Below are 20,228 nucleotides of genomic sequence, written 5' to 3'. Positions count from 1 at the left end.
TAACGGTGTTCCTGCATCTTCAGTGGTCTCCTTAGTTGGCGCTGTTCACGTCGAAGGTGAGCAGCGCGTAGGTGCCCAACACCAGCACGAGGATCATCGAGACCCCGAGCAGCACGTTCAGCCAGAAGCGGGTCGAGTCCTTGCGCGAGTAGTCGGCGATCACCGTGCGCACGCCGTTTCCGCCGTGCAGCTGGGCCAGCCACAGCATGGTGAGGTCCCAGATCTGCCAGAAGGGTTCACGCCAGCGGGCCGCGACGAACGAGGCGTCGATGCGGTGCACGCCGTTGTCCCACGCCAGCATGATGAACATGTGGCCGATGGTCAGGATGATCAGCGCCAGGCCCGAGAAGCGCATGAACAGCCATGCCCACTTCTCGAAGTTGCCGCCCCGCGGCTTACGCGGCGAGCGCGGATTGTCGAGGCTGGCGGGCCGGTCGTACTGCGTGCCCAGCGACTTGGCGACGTTCTGTGAGGCAGGAGATGTGGTCATTGTCGTATCTCCTTAGAACGAATACTCGATGAGGATCTGCAGGAGTCGGATCGCCGCGGCACCGAAGACCACCACGAACAGTCCGAGAATCACCCACAGCATCTGACGCTGGTACTTGGGGCCCTTCGACCAGAAGTCGATCAGGATGATGCGCAGGCCGTTGAGTGCGTGATAGAGCACGCACGCCACGAGCGCGATCTCCATGAGACCGATGATCGGGGTCTTATAGGTGTTGATGATCTCCGAGTACTTGTTCGGATCAATACGAATCACGGCAGTGTCGAGCACATGCACGAACAAGAAGAAGAAGATCGTCACGCCGGTTATGCGGTGCAGCACCCAGGACCACATGCCTGGATCGCCGCGGTACAGCGAACGTTTGCGCACCGGCTCCGGTGCGACCTCGGTCTCGGAACTCATCGGGGAATTGGCCTCCAACATCGTCGATGGACGCGGTGGCACCGGCTGGGTGTCACCTTGGACCCATGCAAGAGACTTTAAACCTATGCTGAGTGAGTCGTTAAATTGCCCGAACCGATCTGCGGGACAAGGCATTACGAATTAGGTTTGCCTTACCAAGCTTGTTTGGGTATCTCCCATCACATCGACTCCGATAGCGACCGCGCGGCAGGAGAGTGTCTTGACCCCCGATATCGATTGGAATCTATTGCGGGACAGCGCAACTGGAATGATTTCGCGCGCATATGCCCCGTATTCTTCGTTTCCGGTCGGGGCGTCGGCACTCACAGGCGACGACCGAATCGTGGTTGGTTGCAATGTGGAGAATGTCTCATACGGACTCGGTATCTGCGCCGAGGTCGGCCTCGTCGCGTCGTTGATCGCGTCGGGCGGCGGTCGACTGCTCGCAGTCAGTGTGTGCGACGCCACCGGGTCGATTCTGATGCCGTGTGGGCGCTGTCGACAGGTCCTCTACGAACACGGTGGCGGTGATCTGCTCGTCGACCATCGAGCCGGACCGACGACGCTGGCGCGACTGTTACCCGACGCATTCGGGCCCGACGACCTCGACGCGGTGCGGTGACATGAGCGACCTCATCCACGCGACGTCGGTGATCGCGACCAAGCGCGACGGAGCGGAACTCACCACGCCGCAGATCGACTGGGTCGTCGACGCCTACACGCGCGGCGACGTCGCGCCCGAGCAGATGTCATCGCTGCTCATGGCTATTGTGCTGCGCGGAATGACGCGTCGCGAGATCGACGACTGGACCCGCGCCATGATCGACAGCGGCACACGGATGGACTTCTCCGGATTACGTCGTGGCGGCGCTGTGCTGCCGACCGTGGACAAGCACTCGACAGGCGGCGTCGGCGACAAGATCACCTTGCCGCTGGCTCCGGTCGTCGCCTCCTTCGGCGTCGCTGTGCCTCAACTGTCCGGCCGAGGCCTCGGACACACGGGCGGCACGCTCGACAAACTCGAATCGATCCCCGGCTGGCGAGCCGACCTGACGACCGCTGAGATGCACGCGCAGCTCGAGAACGTCGGAGCGGTGATCTGCGCCGCGGGCGCCGACCTGGCGCCAGCCGACCGCAAGCTCTACGCGCTGCGTGATGTGACGGGGACTGTCGAGTCCGTCCCGTTGATCGCCAGCTCGATCATGAGCAAGAAGATCGCCGAAGGCACCGGGGCGCTTGTCCTCGACGTCAAGGTCGGGTCGGGAGCGTTCTTGCCCGACGAGGCGCTCGCGCGACAACTGGCGCAGACCATGGTGTCGCTCGGCGTCGACGCGGGCGTCCGGACCACGGCGCTACTCACCGACATGGATTCCCCCCTCGGGTTGACGGCGGGCAACGCGGTCGAGGTCGCCGAGTCCCTGGAGGTGCTGGCCGGCGGAGGACCGTCGGACGTCGTCGAACTGACGATTGCGCTCGCACGTGAAATGCTCGACGCCGCAGGCGTTTTAGACGCCGACCCGGCCGCCGCACTGGCCGACGGCAGCGCGATGGACACGTGGCGCGCCATGATCACCGCGCAGGGAGGCGATCCGGATGCTCCGCTACCACGCGCACCGCACACCGACGACGTGACCGCGCAGACGTCCGGATACGTCCACCGGATCGACGCGCGGGCCGTCGGCGATGCCGCGTGGCTGCTCGGCGCCGGACGGTCACGACCCGGCGAAGCCGTCCAGGCGAGCGCGGGGGTTGTGATGCACGCGAAGCCCGGCGACCGCATCAGCGCAGGCTCGCCGCTGTTCACGCTCCACACCCAGACACCGGAACGATTCGACGCCGCGCGCGCGAGGCTCGAGGAGGCGGCCGTGATCTTGCCGGATTCGCCGTCGGCCATCCGGCCGATCGTCCTCGACCGCATCGGTTAGACGTCTGCCTGAGGCCTTTCGCCGGGCGAGCCGGGCGCGAACCAAGGTGCGGCTTGGCCGATGACATCGCCTGCCGTTTCCGCTGCCGCCTCTGGCGGAAAGGTACTGGGCCAGTACACCTGCACCACCGGCGCGAGGAAGCAGAGCAATGCGGTGACGATTCCCCACGGGCGTGCACTCAGTGCCGCGATGAACGCTACGCCGATGGCTGGCCACCGGGGCGCGGACCGCGGCGGCAGAGCAACACGAGCCCGGGCAGAATCGAAAACAGCGAGCCGCCGATTCACACGACGAGTATGACCACCTTGGGGATATTCGGGTTGTCAAATGGCCCTATGTCGCCGCTTGCCAGACCCAGCGGATCGAAAGACATGCGCCGACCCCAAGACGCACGACTGCACCGTAGGGTCACTCGAAGCGAGGATTCGTCCGAACATACGAGCACGATTTCATCTGACCGGATCAACGAGGCCGGTGGGATTGCTCGGCGAGCGCGACCGCCGGGAAACTGCGCGTGTCCGGGCATGCCGTCGGTCGGCGCTGTCGGTAAGTTCGGGTCATGTTCTCGACGTCGACCAGCAGACCCCTCGACCTGAGCACCCTCGCGCTCGCACCGAAAGTCTTGCTCCACGATCATCTCGACGGCGGGCTCCGACCGTCGACCGTGCTCGAACTCGCCACCGAGGTCGGCTACGACGACCTCCCCGCCACCGATGCCGACTCGTTGGCGCGCTGGTTCCGGGAGGCCGCGGACAGCGGGTCACTCGAGCGATACCTGGAGACCTTCGCGCACACCGTTGCCGTGATGCAGACGGCATCTGCGCTCGAGCGCGTGGCCCGGGAGTGCGTCGAAGATCTTGCTGCCGATGGCGTCGTGTACGCCGAGATCCGTTATGCGCCCGAGCAGCACCTCGAGCGAGGACTGACGCTCGACGAGGTCGTCGAGGCAGTGCTGCGCGGGTTCGCCGAGGGCGAGGCGGTCGCCGCTGCGGGTGGGCGACCGATCACGGTTCGCTGCCTGGTGACCGCGATGCGTCACGCCGCCCGTGCGCGCGAGATCGCCGAACTCGCGGTGCGCTATCGCGACGAGGGTGTCGTCGGATTCGATATCGCCGGTGCGGAGGCGGGCAATCCGCCGACCCGGCATCTCGACGCGTTCGAGTACATGCGCGCCAACAGTGCGCCGTTCACCATCCACGCGGGCGAGGCATTCGGACTACCGTCCATCCACGAGGCGATCGCGTTCTGCGGAACCGACCGACTCGGCCACGGGGTGCGGGTGATCGACGACATCACGTTGCCCGACGGCGTCGACCTCGCGGCGTCGTCGTTTGCGGGTGCAGAACTCGGAGAGATTGCGAATGTGGTGCGCGACAAGAGGATTCCGCTCGAACTCTGCCCGAGCTCAAATGTGCAGACCGGCGCTGTCGCCTCGATGGCCGACCATCCGTTCAACGCGCTTGCGCGTCTGCGATTCCGGGTCACCGTCAACACCGACAACCGGCTGATGAGCGACACCACGATGAGCAAGGAGTTCTACCGGCTCGCGCAGCAATTCGGTTATGGCTGGGCCGATTTCGAGCGATTCACCGTCAACGCGATGAAGTCGGCGTTCATCCACTTCGACGAGCGCCTCGCGTTCATCGACGAGGTGATCAAGCCCGGCTACGCCGTCCTGATCGGCTGAGCGGGCAACCGACCTGCAGGCGGTGGCTCCTCAGCGCTTGATCTCGAGGCGGTCCTCGAAGTCATGCTCGAGTGCGCGCCACGCCTCGGCCTCGTTGTCGAACGGTGCCGACGGTGCCAATCGCTTCGGGTCCGGATTGATCGCGTAGTCGACGAACCAGCCGAGCGGGGTCGTGCTCGCCAAGGCCTCCGAGACTGCGTCGTCGTCGGCGTAATCGGCTGCGTCGGAGAACAATTCGACGGCGAGGTCGAGTTGGTTGCGGTCGATGCGGCGCGGGCCGTCGAGGATGTCCTCGGCCAGTCCGGGCAGCACGTACACGTTGTCGTCGATGACGTCGAACTCGAGCGCCCCATCGGTTGCCTCGGTGCGGACGTCGGTGAAGGTCGAGACGTCGGTGAGGTCGTGGTCGTTGTTCTCGGCGAGGAACTTCGAGAGTGTGCGCGGCGAGGTGAACACGAAGATCTTGCCCCGTGTACCGAGGAATACGGGATCGTCTCCGAGGTAGCAGCGCAGCGAGAGGTACTCACCGGTCCCGGTGACGATCTTGATCGGGTCGATGCCGACGCCCGCCCAGAAATCGTCGTCGTCGATGTCATCTAGGTCGTCTTCTTCGGAGTCGTCTGCGCCTTTCGCGGCTGTGACAACCGCCGCGGCCTCGGCGTCTTCGGAGTCGTCGTCGAGCAGGTCGATGTCGTCGTCGGGTTCGTCCTCGTCCTCGGCCGACGCGGCGGCTTCGAGTTCGTCGGCGGCGACCGTGACGGCCGCAGCGTCGACGTCAGGGGTCGTGATGACGTCATCGATGGAGTCGAGGACGTCGTCCCAGTGCTTGGCGATGAGACGTCCGATGCGGACCCACAGGTCGACGCCGTCGCGGCCCTCGAAGTTGCGGGTACCGGTGGTCACCGCGCCGAGGATCGGATTGCCGTTGAAGAACTTGGTGACGGTGATCAGTTCGCAGACCTCGCCGAGGATGCGCACGATCTCGAGCGCGTCCTCGAGTTCGGCGATCACCTCGGGCGTCGGGTCTTCTGCCGCGAGTTCCGGCACACCGACGAGATCGTAGGTGTGGCGGTCGTCGGGGATCAGTTCGTCGGCCGAGAGCTGCTTGACGGTGTCCCACGCGGGATGCTCGACGAGGTCGTTGTCGGTGTCGGTGCGGACGAAGCCGACGAGCTCGGCGACGCCGGGGAATACGTACAGGTCATCGTCGAGTCCGAGGAATGCCTCCCACTCGTCGTCGCCCTCACGCCAGCGTGGCGCCCACAGGGTGAAACCGTTTCCGTTGGTGAGTCCGAGTTCGATGGGAACGATGTCTCCGGCCATGAGGCAACAGCGTAGCGATGATCGCTGTGAACTCGATACCTGCCCCGTCCGCCCGGGATCACTTCGGCCGGAAGAAGCCCTGGAATCCCTGCCCCGCATTGGTGGTACGCAACGGCGAAACACCCACCGGATCGCCGGCCTCCACAAGCTGATCGTTGCCGATGTACATGGCGACGTGTCCATCCCACACGGCGAGGTCGCCGGGCAGCAACTGATCCTGTGTGACCGCCATGCCTGCGGTGTCCTGTTCCTGCGCCAGTCGAGGAAGTTCGACGCCCGCCTGGCGGTAGGCCCACTGGGTGAATCCACTGCAATCGAAGCCGTCGGGCGTGGTGCCACCCCAGACGTAGGGCACACCCTGCTGGCTCAGTGCTGCACGGACCGCGGTGGCAGCGCGTTCATTCGGTGCGTAGGCGACCGAACCGTCGGGGAGAGTGACCGCTACGCCCTTGCTTGTCGGCGACGTTGTGTTCGCGGCGGGCCGCGAGCCGACCTGCGCCGGCGCTTCGTGGCGGCCGAGTTCGCTCATCGCTCTGGTGTCGTCGGCGAGGTCGGCCTGTGCACGCGACACGATCGACAGCCCGCGCTGCACATGGTCGACTGCGACCGGCACGATGGCCACCAGGCCTGCTGGCGTCGACAGCGCGGGACCCATCGCGGTAGCCGCACGCTCGAACGAATCGACCAGCTCGCGCAGCTGTCGGGCCGCGAGTTCGATTCGAGCACTTGCGGTTTCCACCAGTGTGGCAATCTGCCGTCCGTCGTCGTCGACGGCGGTCGAGGCGCGGGCAGTGCGTTCGGCTGCCGCTACGGCGCCGCGTGACCCGGTTCCGTGCCACCCGTTCTGCACCGCCGACGTCGCCGCTGCCGAGGTTCGACGCACCTCGTCGAGGTCGGTGCTCGCCGACCGGATCGTCGTGGCGGGGTTCTCGACGGGCAGCACCCCGGTACCGAGTGCGGTGATCAGGATGCGTAAGGGCGCGATGAGGATGTCGACAGTGATCATGGCAGGCGGAGCCCCATGTCGGAGGCGTTCGCGGCGTCGGCGTCGGAGTAGGCGACGGCGGCGGTCGTCGTGGTGGTGCCGATCCGATCGTGAGCGCCGGCAATGGCGTCGAGACGCTCGGCGCGGGCCTGCATCGTCGCGGATAGTGCCGCGAGGAACTCGGCTCCGATCACGCCGAACGTCGGTGTCAGCGCCGCGAGGTCGGTACGGCTGGCAACAGCGTGTGCGGCGACACGGTGCTCTGCGGTGCGCTGGGTGTCCGCGTAGGCGTCGAGTGTGCCGGTGTCGAGTGAGGTTCGTTGGGAGGTGAGGTCCGTCATGCGAACTGAGACGGCGAGAAGCCCCGATCGGTTCCATCGAACTGCGTTCTCGTGGCTGCCGGACAAGCGCGCACTGCCGGTGGACGCGCCCTAGAGTGATCCGCATGCAGGTACAGATCGTCGAACATCCGCTTGCCGCGGCCCGGCTCACCACGTTGCGCGACAAGACAACCGGTAACGCGGAATTCCGTGCTGCGCTGTCGAGTCTGACGCAGATGCTCGTGTACGAGGCGTTGAGCTCTGCGAAATCCGCGGTCGTCGAGATCGAGACGCCGTTGCAGCCCTACACGGGGTCGAAACTCGAATGTGCGCCGCTCCTCGTTCCGGTCCTGCGCGCGGGGCTCGGCATGGTCGAGCAGGCGCTCGCGATGGTGCCCGAGGCGCACGTCGGATTCGTGGGTATCGCGCGCGACGAGGAGACCGCCCAGCCGGTGCCGTACCTCGAATCGCTGCCCGACGATCTGTCCGGGTTCCCGGTGTTCGTCCTCGATCCGATGCTCGCCACCGGCGGATCGATGCTGCACACGATCGAACTCCTCGTCGCACGCAACGCGACGGACATTACCGCGGTCTGCGTCGTTGCTGCTCCGGAAGGTGTTGCCGCACTGGATGATTCGGGGCATCCGGTACGACTGGTGGTCGCTTCTGTCGATGACGGACTCAACGAGGCCGCCTACATCGTGCCCGGACTCGGCGATGCGGGCGACCGCCAGTTCGGCCCTCGCTGAGGACCCCACATGGAGGACGCAGCGGGGATGTCGACGCCGAAGCGCGTTACGCGGCCGTCGCCGACCAGCGACCGTCGTGTCGTCGGACAGAGACCGGGTGGTCGAAGCAGGCGCTGATCGCGTCCGAGGTCAGCGTCTGAGCAACGGGTCCCGACGCCGTCACCTCGCCGTCGCGGAGCAGCATCGCGTGCGTCGTCGAACTCGGCAGATCCTCGAGGTGATGGGTGACAAGAACGCTGGCGAGGCGATCGACGTCTGCGCGCAGGCGGTCGATGGCCGACAGCAGACGTTCGCGCGCGGCGAGGTCGAGGCCAGTCGCGGGCTCGTCGAGCAGCAAGAGCGCGGGACGTGGCATGAGGGCCCGCGCGATCAGCGTGCGACCCCGCTCGCCCTGGCTCATCACCGGCCACTCGGAGTCTCTGCGAGCACTCATACCCAACATCTCGAGCAGGTCGTCGGCGTGGCGATGCTCCTCGTCGGTGTAGACGTGGCGGCGGTCGAGCTCCGGGGTGTTGGTGAGTCCGGTCAGCACGACGTCGTGTGCGGTGATCGGCACGTCGATACGCCAGCGCGGGTCGACGTGACCGATGTGGGTTCGCAACTCGCGCATGTCGACCCGACCGAGCCGACGACCGAGCACATCAACGGTTCCGGTCGTGGGATGACTGCGCGCGCCCAGGATCGCCATCAGCGTCGACTTGCCCGCGCCATTGGGTCCCAACAGTGCCCAGTGCTCGCCCGGCGAGACCGACAGGTTGACGTCGTGCAGTAGTTTTCGTCCGCTGCGGACGACGTCGACCGATGAGGCGTTCAGGACTGGCGCGTCGGGGGAGGTCACCAATCAGTTGTAATCCAGCGATCCCGACGCCCCGTCACTGGGTATGGAGGCGCAGGTCAGGATGCGCTCCAGTACGCGCTCATCGGCTCGGTGGCGATGGTCTCGCCGTTCTTCTCGATGTCGAGTTGGCTCGGCCCCACGACGTAGGTCACGTTGCCGTTGGTGGCGCTGTAGGTGTTGCCGCTGCGAGTCGGATAGCCGACCTCGACGGAATTTCCGTCGGCGTATCCCTTGTAGTACCAGCGTCCGGACTGCGAACCGACCTGGCAGATCACGATCTGCGAGCGATTCGTCTGGGCGATCACCATCGCCGGGTCGTCGGCCGCGTTGCAGCGCGGACCCCCGGTGAACCCCTGCCAGTCGGTTCCCGCGATGTCGGGGGTGGCGTGCGGGGTCGTGGGGCTACCCGTGTTCTGGTTGCCATTGTTCTGGGATTCGGTGGGGCGAGTGCCGTTCTGGGCACCACCGGAGCCGCCCGTGGTGGTCGCGGGTCCGACGCTGGCCGGTGCCCCGGTCGTCGGCACAGCTGAACTCGACGCCGCCGCCGAGCTCGAATCGTCGCCTTCGAGACGCGGGAGCAGGATGAGCGTGGCCAGAACGACGCCGACGACGAGGAGGACTCCCGTCACGATCGCGATGATCACCGCCGGAGACGACCACGGCGACCGCTGCGGGGGCAGCTGGGGGTAGGTCATGCGGAGCATTCCTTCCGTCGGTGACCCGTTGCCGGACTGTGGTGTCGATCAGGTGCGGCCATACTCGGCGAGTTCGGCCGCGACACGCAGCGTCATGTCGTCGAGCAGATGGACCAGTGCACGGGTATCTGCACCGTATGTCGTTGGCGCGGGCGATTGTGTTGCCGACACCACGAAACCGGGAGGTGTCGTCATTTCGATGTAGTACTTGAGCTTCGGCTCGGTGCCGGAGGGGCGTGCCATCACCCGCACCGACATCCCGTCACCAGCCACCCCGCTGAGCGCGATCGCGTCCGTGCGCAGGCCGTCGTCGCGGCGGGCGTAGTCCTCGGCGGTCACGGCGATGCCTGCCAGTGTGCTCGGCGGTGAGGTGCGTAGACGGTCCATCAGTGCAGCGATCACGGTGGTGTCGNNCGCCGCGCTGATGCCGTCCTTGTCGCGCACCGCGTCGGGGTCCACACAGTGCCCGATCGCCTCCTCGTAGGCGTAGCGCAGCGGTTCGCCCGCGCGCACAAGCCATTTGAAGCCGGTCAGCGTCGTGACATGACGTGCGCCCACGCGCCTGGCGATCTTCTCCAGCAGACTGCTCGACACCAGCGTGCTCGCAACGACCGGTGGCGAGCCGTCGGGGCCTGCGGCGGCGTCGGAGAGGATGAACGAGCCGAGCAGCGCACCTGTCTCATCGCCGGTGAGCATCCGCCAGGTGCCGTCGACGCGCGTGCCCACCGCGCACCGGTCGGCGTCGGGATCGAGTGCGATCGCAATGTCGGCTTCGACCTTCTCCGCGCATGCGAGCAGCAGGTCGCTTGCCCCCGCCTCCTCGGGATTCGGGAAGGCCACGGTGGGGAAGTCCGGGTCGGGGTCGAACTGTTCGTCGACGACGTGGACGTCGGTGAATCCGGCGCGCGCAAGGGCATCGACGGCGAGCGCGCCGCCGACGCCGTGCATCGGCGTCAGCGCGATTCGCAGTGAGGCGTCGGCGACCACCGGGAAACGGGTGCTGATGCGGTCGAGGTAGCGGCCGACGATCTCGTCGGCGCGGGGATCGTGCACGACGTCTCGGCGAGGAACGTCGACGGCGTGGGGCGATGCGGCGATGAGTTCCTCGATCTCACCGTCGGCCGGCGGAACGATCTGGGCGCCCCCCGCAAGGTAGACCTTGTAGCCGTTGTCGCCGAGCGGATTGTGGGATGCCGTGATCTGGACACCCGCGACGGCGTCGAGATCGCGACACGCGAACGCCACCAGCGGCGTCGGACCCGGCGCGGGAACCACGACGACGCGGAAGCCTGCCGCCGCGAGGACCTGCGCCGCCGCAGCGGCGAACTGCTCGGAACCATGACGGGCATCACGACCGACCACGACCGAACCGCCCCGGTGTCCGTGCTCGATCAGCCACGCGGCAAGGCCCGCCGTCGCTCGGGTGACGACTGCGACGTTCATTCCGTTGGGGCCCGCGCGCACCGGGCCACGCAACCCCGCGGTGCCGAACCGTAGCGGTGCGGCGAAACGCTCGGCGAGGTCGGGGCCGTCCAGTGCGGAGAGTTCGGCGCGGGTTGCGGGATCGGGATCGGCGGCGATCCACGCGGCGACCCACTCGTCCTCGACTCCTTCGCTCAGATCCATGACTCCGTCTCTCGCGTCCTCGACTCCGCCACTCACGCCGCGCCGAGTTCTTCGATGATCGCGGCGAGCAGCGTGCCCATCCGTGCCGCCGACGCCCGCCCGACCTCGAGAACCTCGGTGTGGCTGAGCGGTTCTCCGGTGATCCCGGCCGCGAGGTTGGTGACCAGCGAGATACCGAGAACCTCCATCGCCGCCGCGCGGGCGGCGATCGTCTCGTGCACCGTCGACATCCCGACCAGGTCGGCGCCGATGGTCCGGAGCATCCGGATTTCCGCGGGGGTCTCGTAGTGGGGTCCGGGTAGTCCCGCGTACACCCCTTCGGCCAGCGACGGCTCGATACCGCGGGCGACGCCGCGCAGGCGCGGGGAGTAGGCATCGACCAGATCGACGAACTGCGCACCGACAAGCGGCGAGCGCGCGGTGAGATTGAGGTGGTCGCTGATGAGGACCGGTTGGCCGACGGACATGTCGTCGCGCAGGCCGCCCGCCGCATTGGTGAGCACGATCGTGCGGGCACCGGCCGCAGCCGCAGTGCGTACCGGGTGGACGACGCGGGCGAGGTCGTGGCCCTCATAGGCGTGAATCCTGCCCAGCATCAACAGGACTCGACAGTTTCCGATCCGCACCGAGTGGATGACGCCGCCGTGTCCTGCGGCCGTCGGCGGCAGGAAGCCGGGGATGTGCGCCATCGGCACGGACGCGATCGGTGCGCCGAACGCCTCAGCCGCCGGGGCCCAGCCGGACCCGAGGACGACCGCGACGTCGTGTGTGGAGGCATCGGTTTCGGCTGCGATGGTCGCTGCCGCGGAGATGGCCGCGGCGTCGGCGTCGACGGTGGGATCCATGGGCATCACACTAGGGGCATCCTGCGTGCGGCGTGTGACCAGGCGATAAGGTCGACCCATGCCGTATCTGTCTGACGCAGCGCAGTCCGAGAATCCCGATATCGCCTACCTGTACCTCGGGTCGCCGGGTGTCGAACTCGACGAGAACAATCCCGAGAACCGGTTCAGCCCTGCGTGGCTCGACGCGATCGAAGGCCTGCTCGACGAGATCGCGGCGGGCCCGGCCAAGGGCCTGGTGATCACCTCGACAGGCAAGTTCTTCACCAACGGACTCGATACCGACTTCGTCTTCGCCAACGCGTCGGAGCTGCCCGCGTACCTCGACCGGGTGCATGCGCTCTACGCGAAGGTCCTGACGCTTCCGCAGTCAACGGTGGCGGCGGTCAACGGTCACGCGTTCGGTGCGGGCGCCATGCTCGCGCTCTGCGCCGACTACGTGGTCATGCGCACCGAACGTGGCTTCTGGTCGCTCCCCGAGGCCGCGTTGAACATGCCGTTCCCGCGCGGGATGGCAGGACTGCTCACCACGCGCCTGCCGGATCGCACCGCCACAGAGGCCATGCTGACCAGTCGCCGCTACGGTGCGGCCGACGCCGTGACGGCGGGCATCGTCGACGACGCTGTGGCGGCCGACGACCTGCTCACGCGGGCGAGTGAGGTCGCCGCTGAGCGTACGGCGGTCGCCGGGCCGAACCTCGCCAACGTCAAACGGGCACTGCGGCAGCACCTTCTCGCCGATCTCGCGGCCCCGACCCCTGCAGCGCTGCTATGAGCGACGGCGCGTCGATCATCGACGACTGGTGGGCGGCTCACCGCGCCGACGTCGTCGGCTGGCGGCGTGCCATTCACCAGCAGCCCGAGTTGTCTCGGCAAGAGGTCAAGACCACCGAGATGGTCATGGCGCTTCTCGGAGAAGTGGGCCTGAACCCCACGCGTCTTCCGCTGGGCACTGGTGTGGTCTGCGATCTCGGCCCGACGACGGGTCAGCGCATCGCGCTCCGTGCCGACATGGACGCGCTGCCCATCACCGAGCACACCGGATTGCCGTTCTCGTCGACCGTGGAGGGTGTCTCGCACTCGTGCGGCCATGATGCGCACACCGCGATCCTGATCGGGGTGGCCCGACTGCTCGCGGCCGTGCCGTTGCTACCGGTCGGTGTGCGACTGATCTTCCAGCCCGCCGAGGAGGTCATGCCCGGCGGTGCGCTCGACGCCGTCGCCGCCGGAGTGACCGAGGGCGTCAGTCGGATCTTTGCGCTGCACTGCGATCCCCGACTTCCTGTCGGCTCGGTCGGCCTCCGAGCCGGCGCGCTGACATCGGCGGCGGATCACATTGAACTGCAAATACATTCGCCCGGCGGGCACACATCGCGCCCGCACCTCACCGGCGACATCGTGTACGCGATGGGTACGGTGATCACCGGACTCCCCGGTGTGCTGTCGCGCAGGGTCGACCCCCGCTCGGGCACGGTCATGGCGTGGGGTGCGGCGCATGCGGGCAACGCGCCCAACGCGATTCCGCAGGAGGGCATGCTGCGGGGCACCGTCCGCACCGGAGACCACGGCACGTGGGACGAGTTGGAACCGTTGGTGCGCAGTGTCGTCGGGCAACTGCTCGGCCCGCTCGGAGTCTCCTACGACCTGTCCTACTTCCGTGGAGTGCCGCCGGTGGTCAACGACGAGACCGCGATCGCGATGTTGGCGAAGTCGGTATCGACGCTAGGGCCACAGGCCATCGCGGACACCCCGCAATCGCCTGGGGGAGAAGACTTTTCGTGGTATCTCGAGCACGTTCCGGGTGCGATGGGCAGGCTCGGCGTGTGGGACGGGCTGGGGCCGCAGATGGATCTGCACCAGCCCAACTTCGACCTCGACGAGCGCGCACTCGAGGTCGGCGTGCGCACCCTCGCGGGCGTCGTGCTCGACATAGGCTGAGCACGCTCGCCCCGGGTCGGGTCCGCGGCGTCGCTCAGGAGTCGATGGGGCCGGGTCCCGGTCCGACGTTGCGCGCCTCGCGCAGCCTGATGTCCTGCACGTAATCAGCTGGGGCGCCTGCACTTTCGGCCGCGTCGGCCATCACGCCGAGGTAGCGCGCCGACGGCAGTCCGCCTTCGAAGGCGTCCATCACGTAGAGCCACGCGAGGACGGGGCCGTCGGAGGTGTCGACGCGCGCACGGATCTTGCGGTGGATGCCGAGTTCTGAGCCCTCCCACCGGTCGAGGGTGGCCTCGTCCTCGTCGGGGACGTCGTAGAGCACGACGAAGACCTTGGCCTCGGGATCGTCGCGGTCCTCGGTGACCGTCGCGAGCGATCCCTCCCAGCCGATGTCGGCGCCGGCAAAGGTGAGTCGCCAACCACGCAGCCAGCCGGTCCCCGACATCGGGGAGTGCGGCGCGCGCTCGGTCATCTGATCCGGACTCATGTTGGACCCGTACGCGGCATATATCGGCACGTCGGGAAACTCTAGATGGTCGCGGCCCGTCACGAAAGCGGACGGTGAGCGACGCGACTCGCCCGGTGACGGCGTGGACGTCGGGGTGGGACTAGGTTGGAGGTGTTGAGCGGTGCCTCTATGCGCCGTACCCGATGGCCCCTCTCACCGAACAGGAGTGTGCTCTGTGACCAGGATCGTGATCATCGGCGGTGGCCCCGCCGGCTACGAGGCGGCGCTGGTTGCGGCAGCGTACGGCGCCGACGTCACCCTGATCGACTCCGACGGCATCGGCGGCGCGTGTGTGCTGTGGGACTGCGTGCCGTCCAAGACCTTCATCGCGTCGACCGGTATCCGAACCGAGGTTCGGCGAGCCATCGATCTCGGCATCAACCTGCGCACCGACGACGCGCTGGTCACGCTGCCGCAGATTCACCAGCGCGTCCGCGACCTCGCGTTCGCGCAGTCGGCAGACATCCGCGACAGGCTGCTCAGCGAAGGCGTGACACTCGTGTCCGGCTACGCCTCGCTGGAGGAGACGCACCCCGGCATCGCGTCGCACCGCGTCGTGGCGACGCTGCAGGATGGCACGACCGAGCACTACGACGGCGATGTCGTCCTGATCGCGACAGGCGCGTCGCCGCGCGTCCTGCCCGACGCCGCGCCGGATGGCGACCGCATCCTGACGTGGCGCCAGCTCTACGACCTCGACAAGCTGCCAGAGCATCTCGTCGTCGTCGGCTCGGGTGTGACGGGTGCCGAGTTCGTGCACGCCTACACCGAACTCGGAGTGAAGGTGACGCTCGTTTCCAGCCGCGACCGCGTGCTGCCCGGCGAGGACGAAGACGCTGCGCTGGTCCTCGAGGATGCGCTGGCCGAGCGCGGCGTCGAATTGGTCAAACATGCGCGTGCCGACAAGGTGGAGCCCACCGGCGACTCCGTGACCGTGTACCTCGCCGACGGCCGCACGGTGACCGGCTCGCATGTGCTGATGACCGTTGGTTCGGTCCCCAACACGGGGGAAATCGGTCTCGACCGTGCGGGAGTCGCGACGGACAAGGGCGGCTACATCACCGTCGACCGGGTGTCGCGCACCTCTGTGCCGGGTATCTACGCGGCGGGCGACTGCACCGGGTTGTTCCCGCTTGCCTCCGTCGCCGCCATGCAGGGTCGCATCGCGATGTATCACTCGCTCGGCGAGGGCGTGAGCCCGATCAAGCTGAAAACCGTTGCCTCCGCGATCTTCACGCGTCCGGAGATCGCCACCGTCGGCGTCTCGCAGCAGGCGATCGACGCCGGCGAGTACCCGGCGCGCACCGTGATGCTGCCGCTCTCCACCAACCCGCGCGCCAAGATGAGCGGTCTGCGGAGAGGCTTCGTCAAGATCTTCTGCCGCCCCGCGACCGGTGTCGTGATCGGGGGTGTGGTGGTCGCACCGACGGCGTCGGAGTTGATCCTTCCCATCGCCTTGGCCGTGCAGAACAAGCTGACCGTCGGCGATCTCGCCCAGACGCTCTCGGTTTATCCCTCGCTCTCGGGTTCGATCACCGAGGCCGCGCGACAGCTCGTGCGGCACGACGACCTCGACTGAGTTCTCTCGGCGTGCCCGCGGCGAAGGGCCAGCGCAGGTTGAGTTGGTGCACAGGCTGGAGTTGGTGCACAGGCGTGAGAATCCTCGGCCGCGCGCGGCGATGTCGCGGTACCGTTTCGGCGAGATCACGCGACGACTGACGGGGGGGTACGCGTGTCGGGTCGGTACTACGAGCATCCCGATTTGCCCGCGGTAAGCACTGGTACAGGCTCTCGGAACAGCTACCTGTTCAACGACGGGGGTGCTCATGCGACCAGCAACGGCCGCACTCCATGGGCTTCGATGAGTGTCGCCGAGATCCTCGCGAAGATCGAGAGCATCACCGACAGCTCTGCCAGCGGTGACGCGAACGCCATTCAAGCCGCGCTCGACGCTGTCGGGAAGGTCGTGAAGAGTCTGACGAGCGCCTTCGGAGACGACACGATGCTCGGGCGTGCGGCCGACGGAAGTACCGCGGCGGGTGCGGGTGTCGGCAAAGCCATCTCAGCGGCGGCCGAGTCCGTCCGGCCCGCGATCGACGCACTCGCGCAGGCCCAGGACGTCCTCACCGCTACCTCTCAGCAGGCCGGTGCTGTCAGGCATGCGGCCGCGCAGATCCGCGCGCATCCCGAGGATGCGTCGACGTTGCGTGCGGAGGTCGTGTCGTTGATGGAAGGCGTCTACACGAACCCGATGGTCAGCGTCCAGACGTGGCTACCCGAACTGCCGGCTGCGTCGTCGGATCCGATGGCGGGCAGCGACTCGGGCCAGGGTGTCGTCGCCGGCACCGGCGCGGGATCGGGGCGCACGCAGTCGGGCAACGTCGCCGATTCCGACCTGAGCGGCTCCGCCGGACCGGGATCGAGCGGCGAGGTCTCGACCTCGCCGTCGACGCCGGCGCCTGCGTCCCCCGCTGCGGGTGGAGTGGGCCCCGGCGGACCGTCGAGCTCCACCGGAACGTCGGCGGCAGGCACGGCCGACGCTGATGCCGACCGGCTGACGCGAGGAGGGTTCGGCAGCGCCGACTCTGCCGCGGCGAGCACACCGGTGAGCGGTATCGGTGGACCCGGTGCCGCGGACTCCGGGCGGACGGGATCGCTCGGCGCGGGTCGTAGCGGATCGTCCGGTCTCGGCGCAGGTCAGGGCGTCGGCGCCGGTTCTCCGAGTGCGCTTGCACCATCACTCGGCGCATCGCGACCGCCTGGGTTGGGCACCGCGCCGTCGACGCCTGCAATGTCGGCGAGCCCGAGTGCGGGACCTGCGATGCGGTCGGGTCCGAACTCCGCGATGCCACCGGCGTCGGGTGGCGGTGCCCGCGACCGTGGCGACAACAAGCACCAGTCGGCCCGCTACCTCAACACCCGTGAGCACGGCGAGGAGATCGTCGGCGACCTCCCGCTCGTCGGTCCGCCGGTGATCGGCGACTGGACGCCGCAGTCGATGCCGCCGCTCGATCCCGCTGCCGACACCAGCGCGAGCGAACCGAAGGTCGATGCGCAGCGATCCGGTGCGCACGCTGAGGCCTCTCGTGAGCGGGGTGCGGGCCGATGACTCCGAACGCCACCGCCGGTCGGATCGACAGGTTGTCGCCTGACGTTCGCGGTCTCGCCGACCGCATTGCCGACGACGTCGTCGACGATGCGCTCGGCCGACTGGCGGTCGTCGTTGTCGACGTCACCGACATCGGTGGGGTCGAATCGGTACGCGACGCGATGACCCAATGGCAGACCACTGGTCGGGTGTCGAAGGACACCCGCAAGCGACTCGACGCCGCGATGGTGCAGCGTGATGTCGACGGCCTCGCTGCGCACCGTGCGGGCGATGCGTTCACCCAACGGGTTCACTTTCGCGCTGCTCGCGGATTGACTTGTCTGGCAATCATTTTCGACGCCGACATCGTCGCTCGGCGTCGTATGCGAGAAGCGGTGTACGAGGCGTCGGTCGCTCTGGGTGGCAGCGCGGGTGTGGTCGGCGTGCTGGTCGACTTCACCCGACCGGGTGCCCGCGTGCCGGTCGGCGCGCCGTATCAATGACCGGTGAACCCCCGTGGTGTCGATTAGTCTCGGCTCATGGAGACGGAGTTCAATCCGGACCGACCAGCTGACCTTGGGCCGCTCTACCGCGAGCAGGCGTGGCGTCGGCTGGGTACCGAACAGTTCGACATCGTCGTCATCGGCGGTGGTGTCGTCGGCGTCGGAGCGGCTCTCGACGCCGCGACGCGTGGCCTGCGGGTCGCGCTCGTCGAGGCGCGAGACATCGCTTCGGGCACGTCGAGCCGCTCGTCGAAGATGTTTCACGGCGGACTGCGTTATCTCGAACAACTCGAGTTCGGGTTGGTGCGTGAAGCGCTCCACGAGCGCGAACTCTCACTCAGCCTGCTGGCCCCGCACCTGGTCAAGCCGTTGCCGTTCCTCTACCCGCTCACGCATCGCGTCTGGGAACGTCCGTACGTCGCCGCGGGGATCTTCCTCTACGACACGATGGGCGGCGCCAAATCGGTGCCGGGCCAGAAGCATGTGACGCGGTCGGGTGCGCTCCGCGTGGCGCCCGCGTTGAAGCGTGATTCGCTGATCGGCGGCATCCGCTACCACGACACCGTTGTCGACGACGCCCGGCACAGTCTCACCGTCGGGCGCACCGCCGCGAACTACGGTGCGGTGATCCGCACGTCGACGCAGGTGGTCGGATTTCTGCGCGACGCCGACCGCATCATGGGTGTGCGCGTCCGCGATACCGAGAACGGTGAGACCGCCGAGATCAAAGCGCACTGCGTGATCAACGCGGCAGGCGTGTGGACCGACGAGGTGCGGGCACTGTCCAAGCAACGCGGGCGGTTCAAGGTCCGGGCCTCCAAAGGCGTACACATCGTGGTGCCGCGCGATCGGATCGTGAGCGAGACGGCGATCATCTTGCGGACCGCGTCCTCGGTGCTGTTCGTGATCCCGTGGGAGACGCACTGGATCGTCGGCACGACCGACACCGACTGGCACCTCGATCTCGCGCACCCGGCCGCGACCCGCGCCGACATCGACTACCTGCTCGAACGTGTCAACGAGGTGCTGGTGACACCGCTGCGTCACGACGACATCGAAGGCGTCTACGCCGGGCTGCGACCCCTGCTCGCAGGCGAGGACGAAGCGACGTCGAAGCTTTCACGCGAGCACGCGGTGGCCGAGATCGCGCCGGGGCTCATCTCGATCGCCGGTGGCAAGTACACGACGTACCGCGTGATGGCCGCCGACGCCGTCGATGCCTGCGTCGATTTCATCCCGACACGCGTTGCGCCGTCGATCACCGAGCGTGTCCCGCTCATCGGCGCCGACGGGTACTTCGCGCTGATCAACCAGTGCGAGTCTCTCGGCGAGAAGTACGGACTGCACCCCTACCGGATCCGTCGACTGCTCAACCGGTACGGATCGCTGATCGACGACGTGTTGTTCTACGCGGCGGATGATCCGTCGCTGCTGCGTCCACTCGAGGCCGCGCCGCAGTATCTGCGCGTGGAGGTCGTGTATGCGGCCGTCGATGAGGCGGCACTGCACCTCGAGGACATCCTGGCGCGCAGAACCAGGATCTCGATCGAGTACGCGCATCGCGGCGTCGACTGCGCTCAAGAGGTCGCCGACCTCGTCGCGCCGGTTCTCGGCTGGGGCCCTGAGAAGGTGGCGTTCGAGGTCGAGACCTACAAGGCGCGGGTCGCCGCGGAGATCGCCTCACAACAGCAACCCGACGACGAATCGGCAGACGCGCTGCGTGCCGCTGCACCTGAGTCGCGGGTCGACATCCTGGAACCGGTGCCGATTCCGGACTGAATGGCACGCTTTCGCAACAGGACCAAATGCCCTTCGCCCGGCGCCTCGGCGGCGTGACAATGGATTCATGAGCAGAGGAGACGCCATGGTGCACAATCCCATTCACGAGCTTCCCGTCGACGAGGCATGGGCGCTGCTCGCCACCTCCGACGTCGGAAGGATCGCGTTGAGCGTCGGTGGCCAGCCCGACATCTTTCCCATCAACTATTTCGCCGGTGACGGTCGCGTGTTGATGCGCACAGCGGAGGGCACCAAGCTCGCCGAACTCGCCGTCAACGGCAAGGTGGCCTTCGAGGCCGATGCCTACGACGACGACGGCGGGTGGAGTGTCGTGGTCAAGGGGTCGGCGCGAATTCTGACCACCGGCGCCGAGATCGCCAAGGCCGACGAGGCCCCGTTGCGCCCGCTGATCCCGACGTTGAAGTACAACTACGTCGAGATCGTGCCGGACGAGGTCAGCGCGCGTCGCTTCGAGTTCGGGCCAGAGCCGGAGCGGTATCCGGTCTAGGCGC

21 protein-coding genes are annotated in these 20,228 nt (G+C 67.3%); 11 read left to right on the top strand and 10 right to left on the bottom strand.

The features are described from left to right. Positions 1-31 precede the first annotated feature (31 nt). Together B3T59_RS14815 and sdhC are read right to left on the bottom strand one after the other, a co-directional pair. Positions 32-490, bottom strand: coding sequence for a succinate dehydrogenase hydrophobic membrane anchor subunit (locus B3T59_RS14815; RefSeq protein WP_005207860.1), 459 nt, complete (start codon positions 488-490; stop codon positions 32-34). A 12-nt stretch (positions 491-502) separates the two neighbouring features. Then, positions 503-910 (bottom strand): succinate dehydrogenase, cytochrome b556 subunit, encoded by a 408-nt coding sequence (gene sdhC / locus B3T59_RS14810; protein WP_005207859.1) that lies wholly within the window; start codon positions 908-910, stop codon positions 503-505. A gap of 220 nt (positions 911-1,130) precedes the next feature. Here sdhC and B3T59_RS14805 point away from each other — a divergent pair, with 220 nt between their 5' ends. From B3T59_RS14805 to B3T59_RS14795, 3 genes are all read left to right on the top strand, one after another. Then, positions 1,131-1,532: a cytidine deaminase gene (locus tag B3T59_RS14805; protein WP_287003989.1), complete on the top strand. Its 402-nt coding sequence runs from the start codon at positions 1,131-1,133 to the stop codon at positions 1,530-1,532. A gap of 1 nt (position 1,533) precedes the next feature. Beyond that, positions 1,534-2,835, top strand: a complete 1,302-nt coding sequence (locus tag B3T59_RS14800) for a thymidine phosphorylase (protein WP_287003987.1) — start codon at positions 1,534-1,536, stop codon at positions 2,833-2,835. Between the two features lie 559 nt (positions 2,836-3,394). After that, positions 3,395-4,522, top strand: coding sequence for an adenosine deaminase (locus tag B3T59_RS14795; RefSeq protein WP_005207855.1), 1,128 nt, complete (start codon positions 3,395-3,397; stop codon positions 4,520-4,522). Positions 4,523-4,552: 30 nt separating this feature from the next. On the opposite strand, the gene B3T59_RS14790 is transcribed toward B3T59_RS14795, so the two are convergent. Genes B3T59_RS14790 through B3T59_RS14780 form a run of 3 tightly spaced genes read right to left on the bottom strand, consistent with a single transcriptional unit; the run spans position 4,553 to position 7,171 of the window. Further along, positions 4,553-5,845 carry a primosomal protein gene (locus B3T59_RS14790; protein ID WP_287003984.1) on the bottom strand — a complete coding sequence of 431 codons (1,293 nt, stop codon included), beginning with the start codon at positions 5,843-5,845 and terminating at the stop codon, positions 4,553-4,555. A gap of 58 nt (positions 5,846-5,903) precedes the next feature. Further along, the gene (locus B3T59_RS14785; RefSeq protein ID WP_287003982.1) at positions 5,904-6,851 is read right to left on the bottom strand and encodes a C40 family peptidase; all 948 of its coding nucleotides are present in this window, start codon (positions 6,849-6,851) and stop codon (positions 5,904-5,906) included. Further along, on the bottom strand, positions 6,848-7,171 hold the full coding sequence (locus B3T59_RS14780; protein WP_287003980.1) for a type VII secretion target: 324 nt from the start codon (positions 7,169-7,171) through the stop codon (positions 6,848-6,850). Before B3T59_RS14780 ends, B3T59_RS14785 begins: the two co-directional genes overlap by 4 nt. A 104-nt stretch (positions 7,172-7,275) precedes the next feature. Here B3T59_RS14780 and upp point away from each other — a divergent pair, with 104 nt between their 5' ends. Further along, entirely contained in the window at positions 7,276-7,899 is a 624-nt protein-coding gene (upp, locus tag B3T59_RS14775) for a uracil phosphoribosyltransferase (protein ID WP_287003978.1), read from the top strand. A gap of 46 nt (positions 7,900-7,945) precedes the next feature. On the opposite strand, the gene B3T59_RS14770 is transcribed toward upp, so the two are convergent. The 4 genes from B3T59_RS14770 to B3T59_RS14755 all read right to left on the bottom strand — a co-directional run bounded on the left by B3T59_RS14770 (position 7,946) and on the right by B3T59_RS14755 (position 11,903). Beyond that, positions 7,946-8,740 (bottom strand): ABC transporter ATP-binding protein, encoded by a 795-nt coding sequence (locus B3T59_RS14770; protein ID WP_287003976.1) that lies wholly within the window; start codon positions 8,738-8,740, stop codon positions 7,946-7,948. A gap of 53 nt (positions 8,741-8,793) precedes the next feature. After that, complete coding sequence (locus B3T59_RS14765) at positions 8,794-9,432, bottom strand: hypothetical protein (protein ID WP_287003974.1); 639 nt, start codon at positions 9,430-9,432, stop codon at positions 8,794-8,796. Positions 9,433-9,480: 48 nt separating this feature from the next. Further along, positions 9,481-11,058, bottom strand: coding sequence for a phospho-sugar mutase (locus B3T59_RS14760; RefSeq protein ID WP_287003972.1), 1,578 nt, complete (start codon positions 11,056-11,058; stop codon positions 9,481-9,483). Positions 11,059-11,090: 32 nt separating this feature from the next. After that, positions 11,091-11,903, bottom strand: a complete 813-nt coding sequence (locus B3T59_RS14755; RefSeq protein WP_287003970.1) for a purine-nucleoside phosphorylase — start codon at positions 11,901-11,903, stop codon at positions 11,091-11,093. A gap of 58 nt (positions 11,904-11,961) precedes the next feature. On the opposite strand from B3T59_RS14755, the gene B3T59_RS14750 reads away from it, so the two are divergent. After that, the gene (locus tag B3T59_RS14750; RefSeq protein WP_005207846.1) at positions 11,962-12,675 is read left to right on the top strand and encodes an enoyl-CoA hydratase/isomerase family protein; all 714 of its coding nucleotides are present in this window, start codon (positions 11,962-11,964) and stop codon (positions 12,673-12,675) included. After that, positions 12,672-13,838, top strand: coding sequence for an amidohydrolase (locus B3T59_RS14745; protein ID WP_064865159.1), 1,167 nt, complete (start codon positions 12,672-12,674; stop codon positions 13,836-13,838). The genes B3T59_RS14750 and B3T59_RS14745 overlap by 4 nt, the downstream gene beginning before the upstream one ends. A gap of 34 nt (positions 13,839-13,872) precedes the next feature. Here B3T59_RS14745 and B3T59_RS14740 read toward each other — a convergent pair whose 3' ends face one another. Then, a complete protein-coding gene (locus B3T59_RS14740) occupies positions 13,873-14,355 on the bottom strand; it encodes a gamma-glutamylcyclotransferase (RefSeq protein WP_039856596.1) in 483 nt (160 codons plus the stop codon). Between the two features lie 166 nt (positions 14,356-14,521). Between B3T59_RS14740 and B3T59_RS14735 the strand changes: the two genes are divergently transcribed. From B3T59_RS14735 to B3T59_RS14715, 5 genes are all read left to right on the top strand, one after another. After that, positions 14,522-15,925, top strand: coding sequence for an NAD(P)H-quinone dehydrogenase (locus B3T59_RS14735; RefSeq protein WP_005207843.1), 1,404 nt, complete (start codon positions 14,522-14,524; stop codon positions 15,923-15,925). Positions 15,926-16,207: 282 nt separating this feature from the next. Then, positions 16,208-17,455, top strand: coding sequence for a hypothetical protein (locus tag B3T59_RS14730; RefSeq protein ID WP_287003967.1), 1,248 nt, complete (start codon positions 16,208-16,210; stop codon positions 17,453-17,455). Further along, positions 17,452-17,937 (top strand): hypothetical protein, encoded by a 486-nt coding sequence (locus B3T59_RS14725; RefSeq protein ID WP_005207841.1) that lies wholly within the window; start codon positions 17,452-17,454, stop codon positions 17,935-17,937. Before B3T59_RS14730 ends, B3T59_RS14725 begins: the two co-directional genes overlap by 4 nt. Positions 17,938-17,973: 36 nt before the next feature. Further along, positions 17,974-19,716 carry a glycerol-3-phosphate dehydrogenase/oxidase gene (locus tag B3T59_RS14720; protein ID WP_287003965.1) on the top strand — a complete coding sequence of 581 codons (1,743 nt, stop codon included), beginning with the start codon at positions 17,974-17,976 and terminating at the stop codon, positions 19,714-19,716. Between the two features lie 85 nt (positions 19,717-19,801). Further along, positions 19,802-20,224 (top strand): pyridoxamine 5'-phosphate oxidase family protein, encoded by a 423-nt coding sequence (locus B3T59_RS14715; RefSeq protein WP_005207839.1) that lies wholly within the window; start codon positions 19,802-19,804, stop codon positions 20,222-20,224. Positions 20,225-20,228: the final 4 nt, after the last annotated feature.

Source organism: Gordonia sp. UBA7860 (assembly GCF_002500165.1).
Lineage (GTDB): Bacteria > Actinomycetota > Actinomycetes > Mycobacteriales > Mycobacteriaceae > Gordonia > Gordonia sputi.
This window is presented reverse-complemented; position numbering and strand designations above follow the sequence as displayed.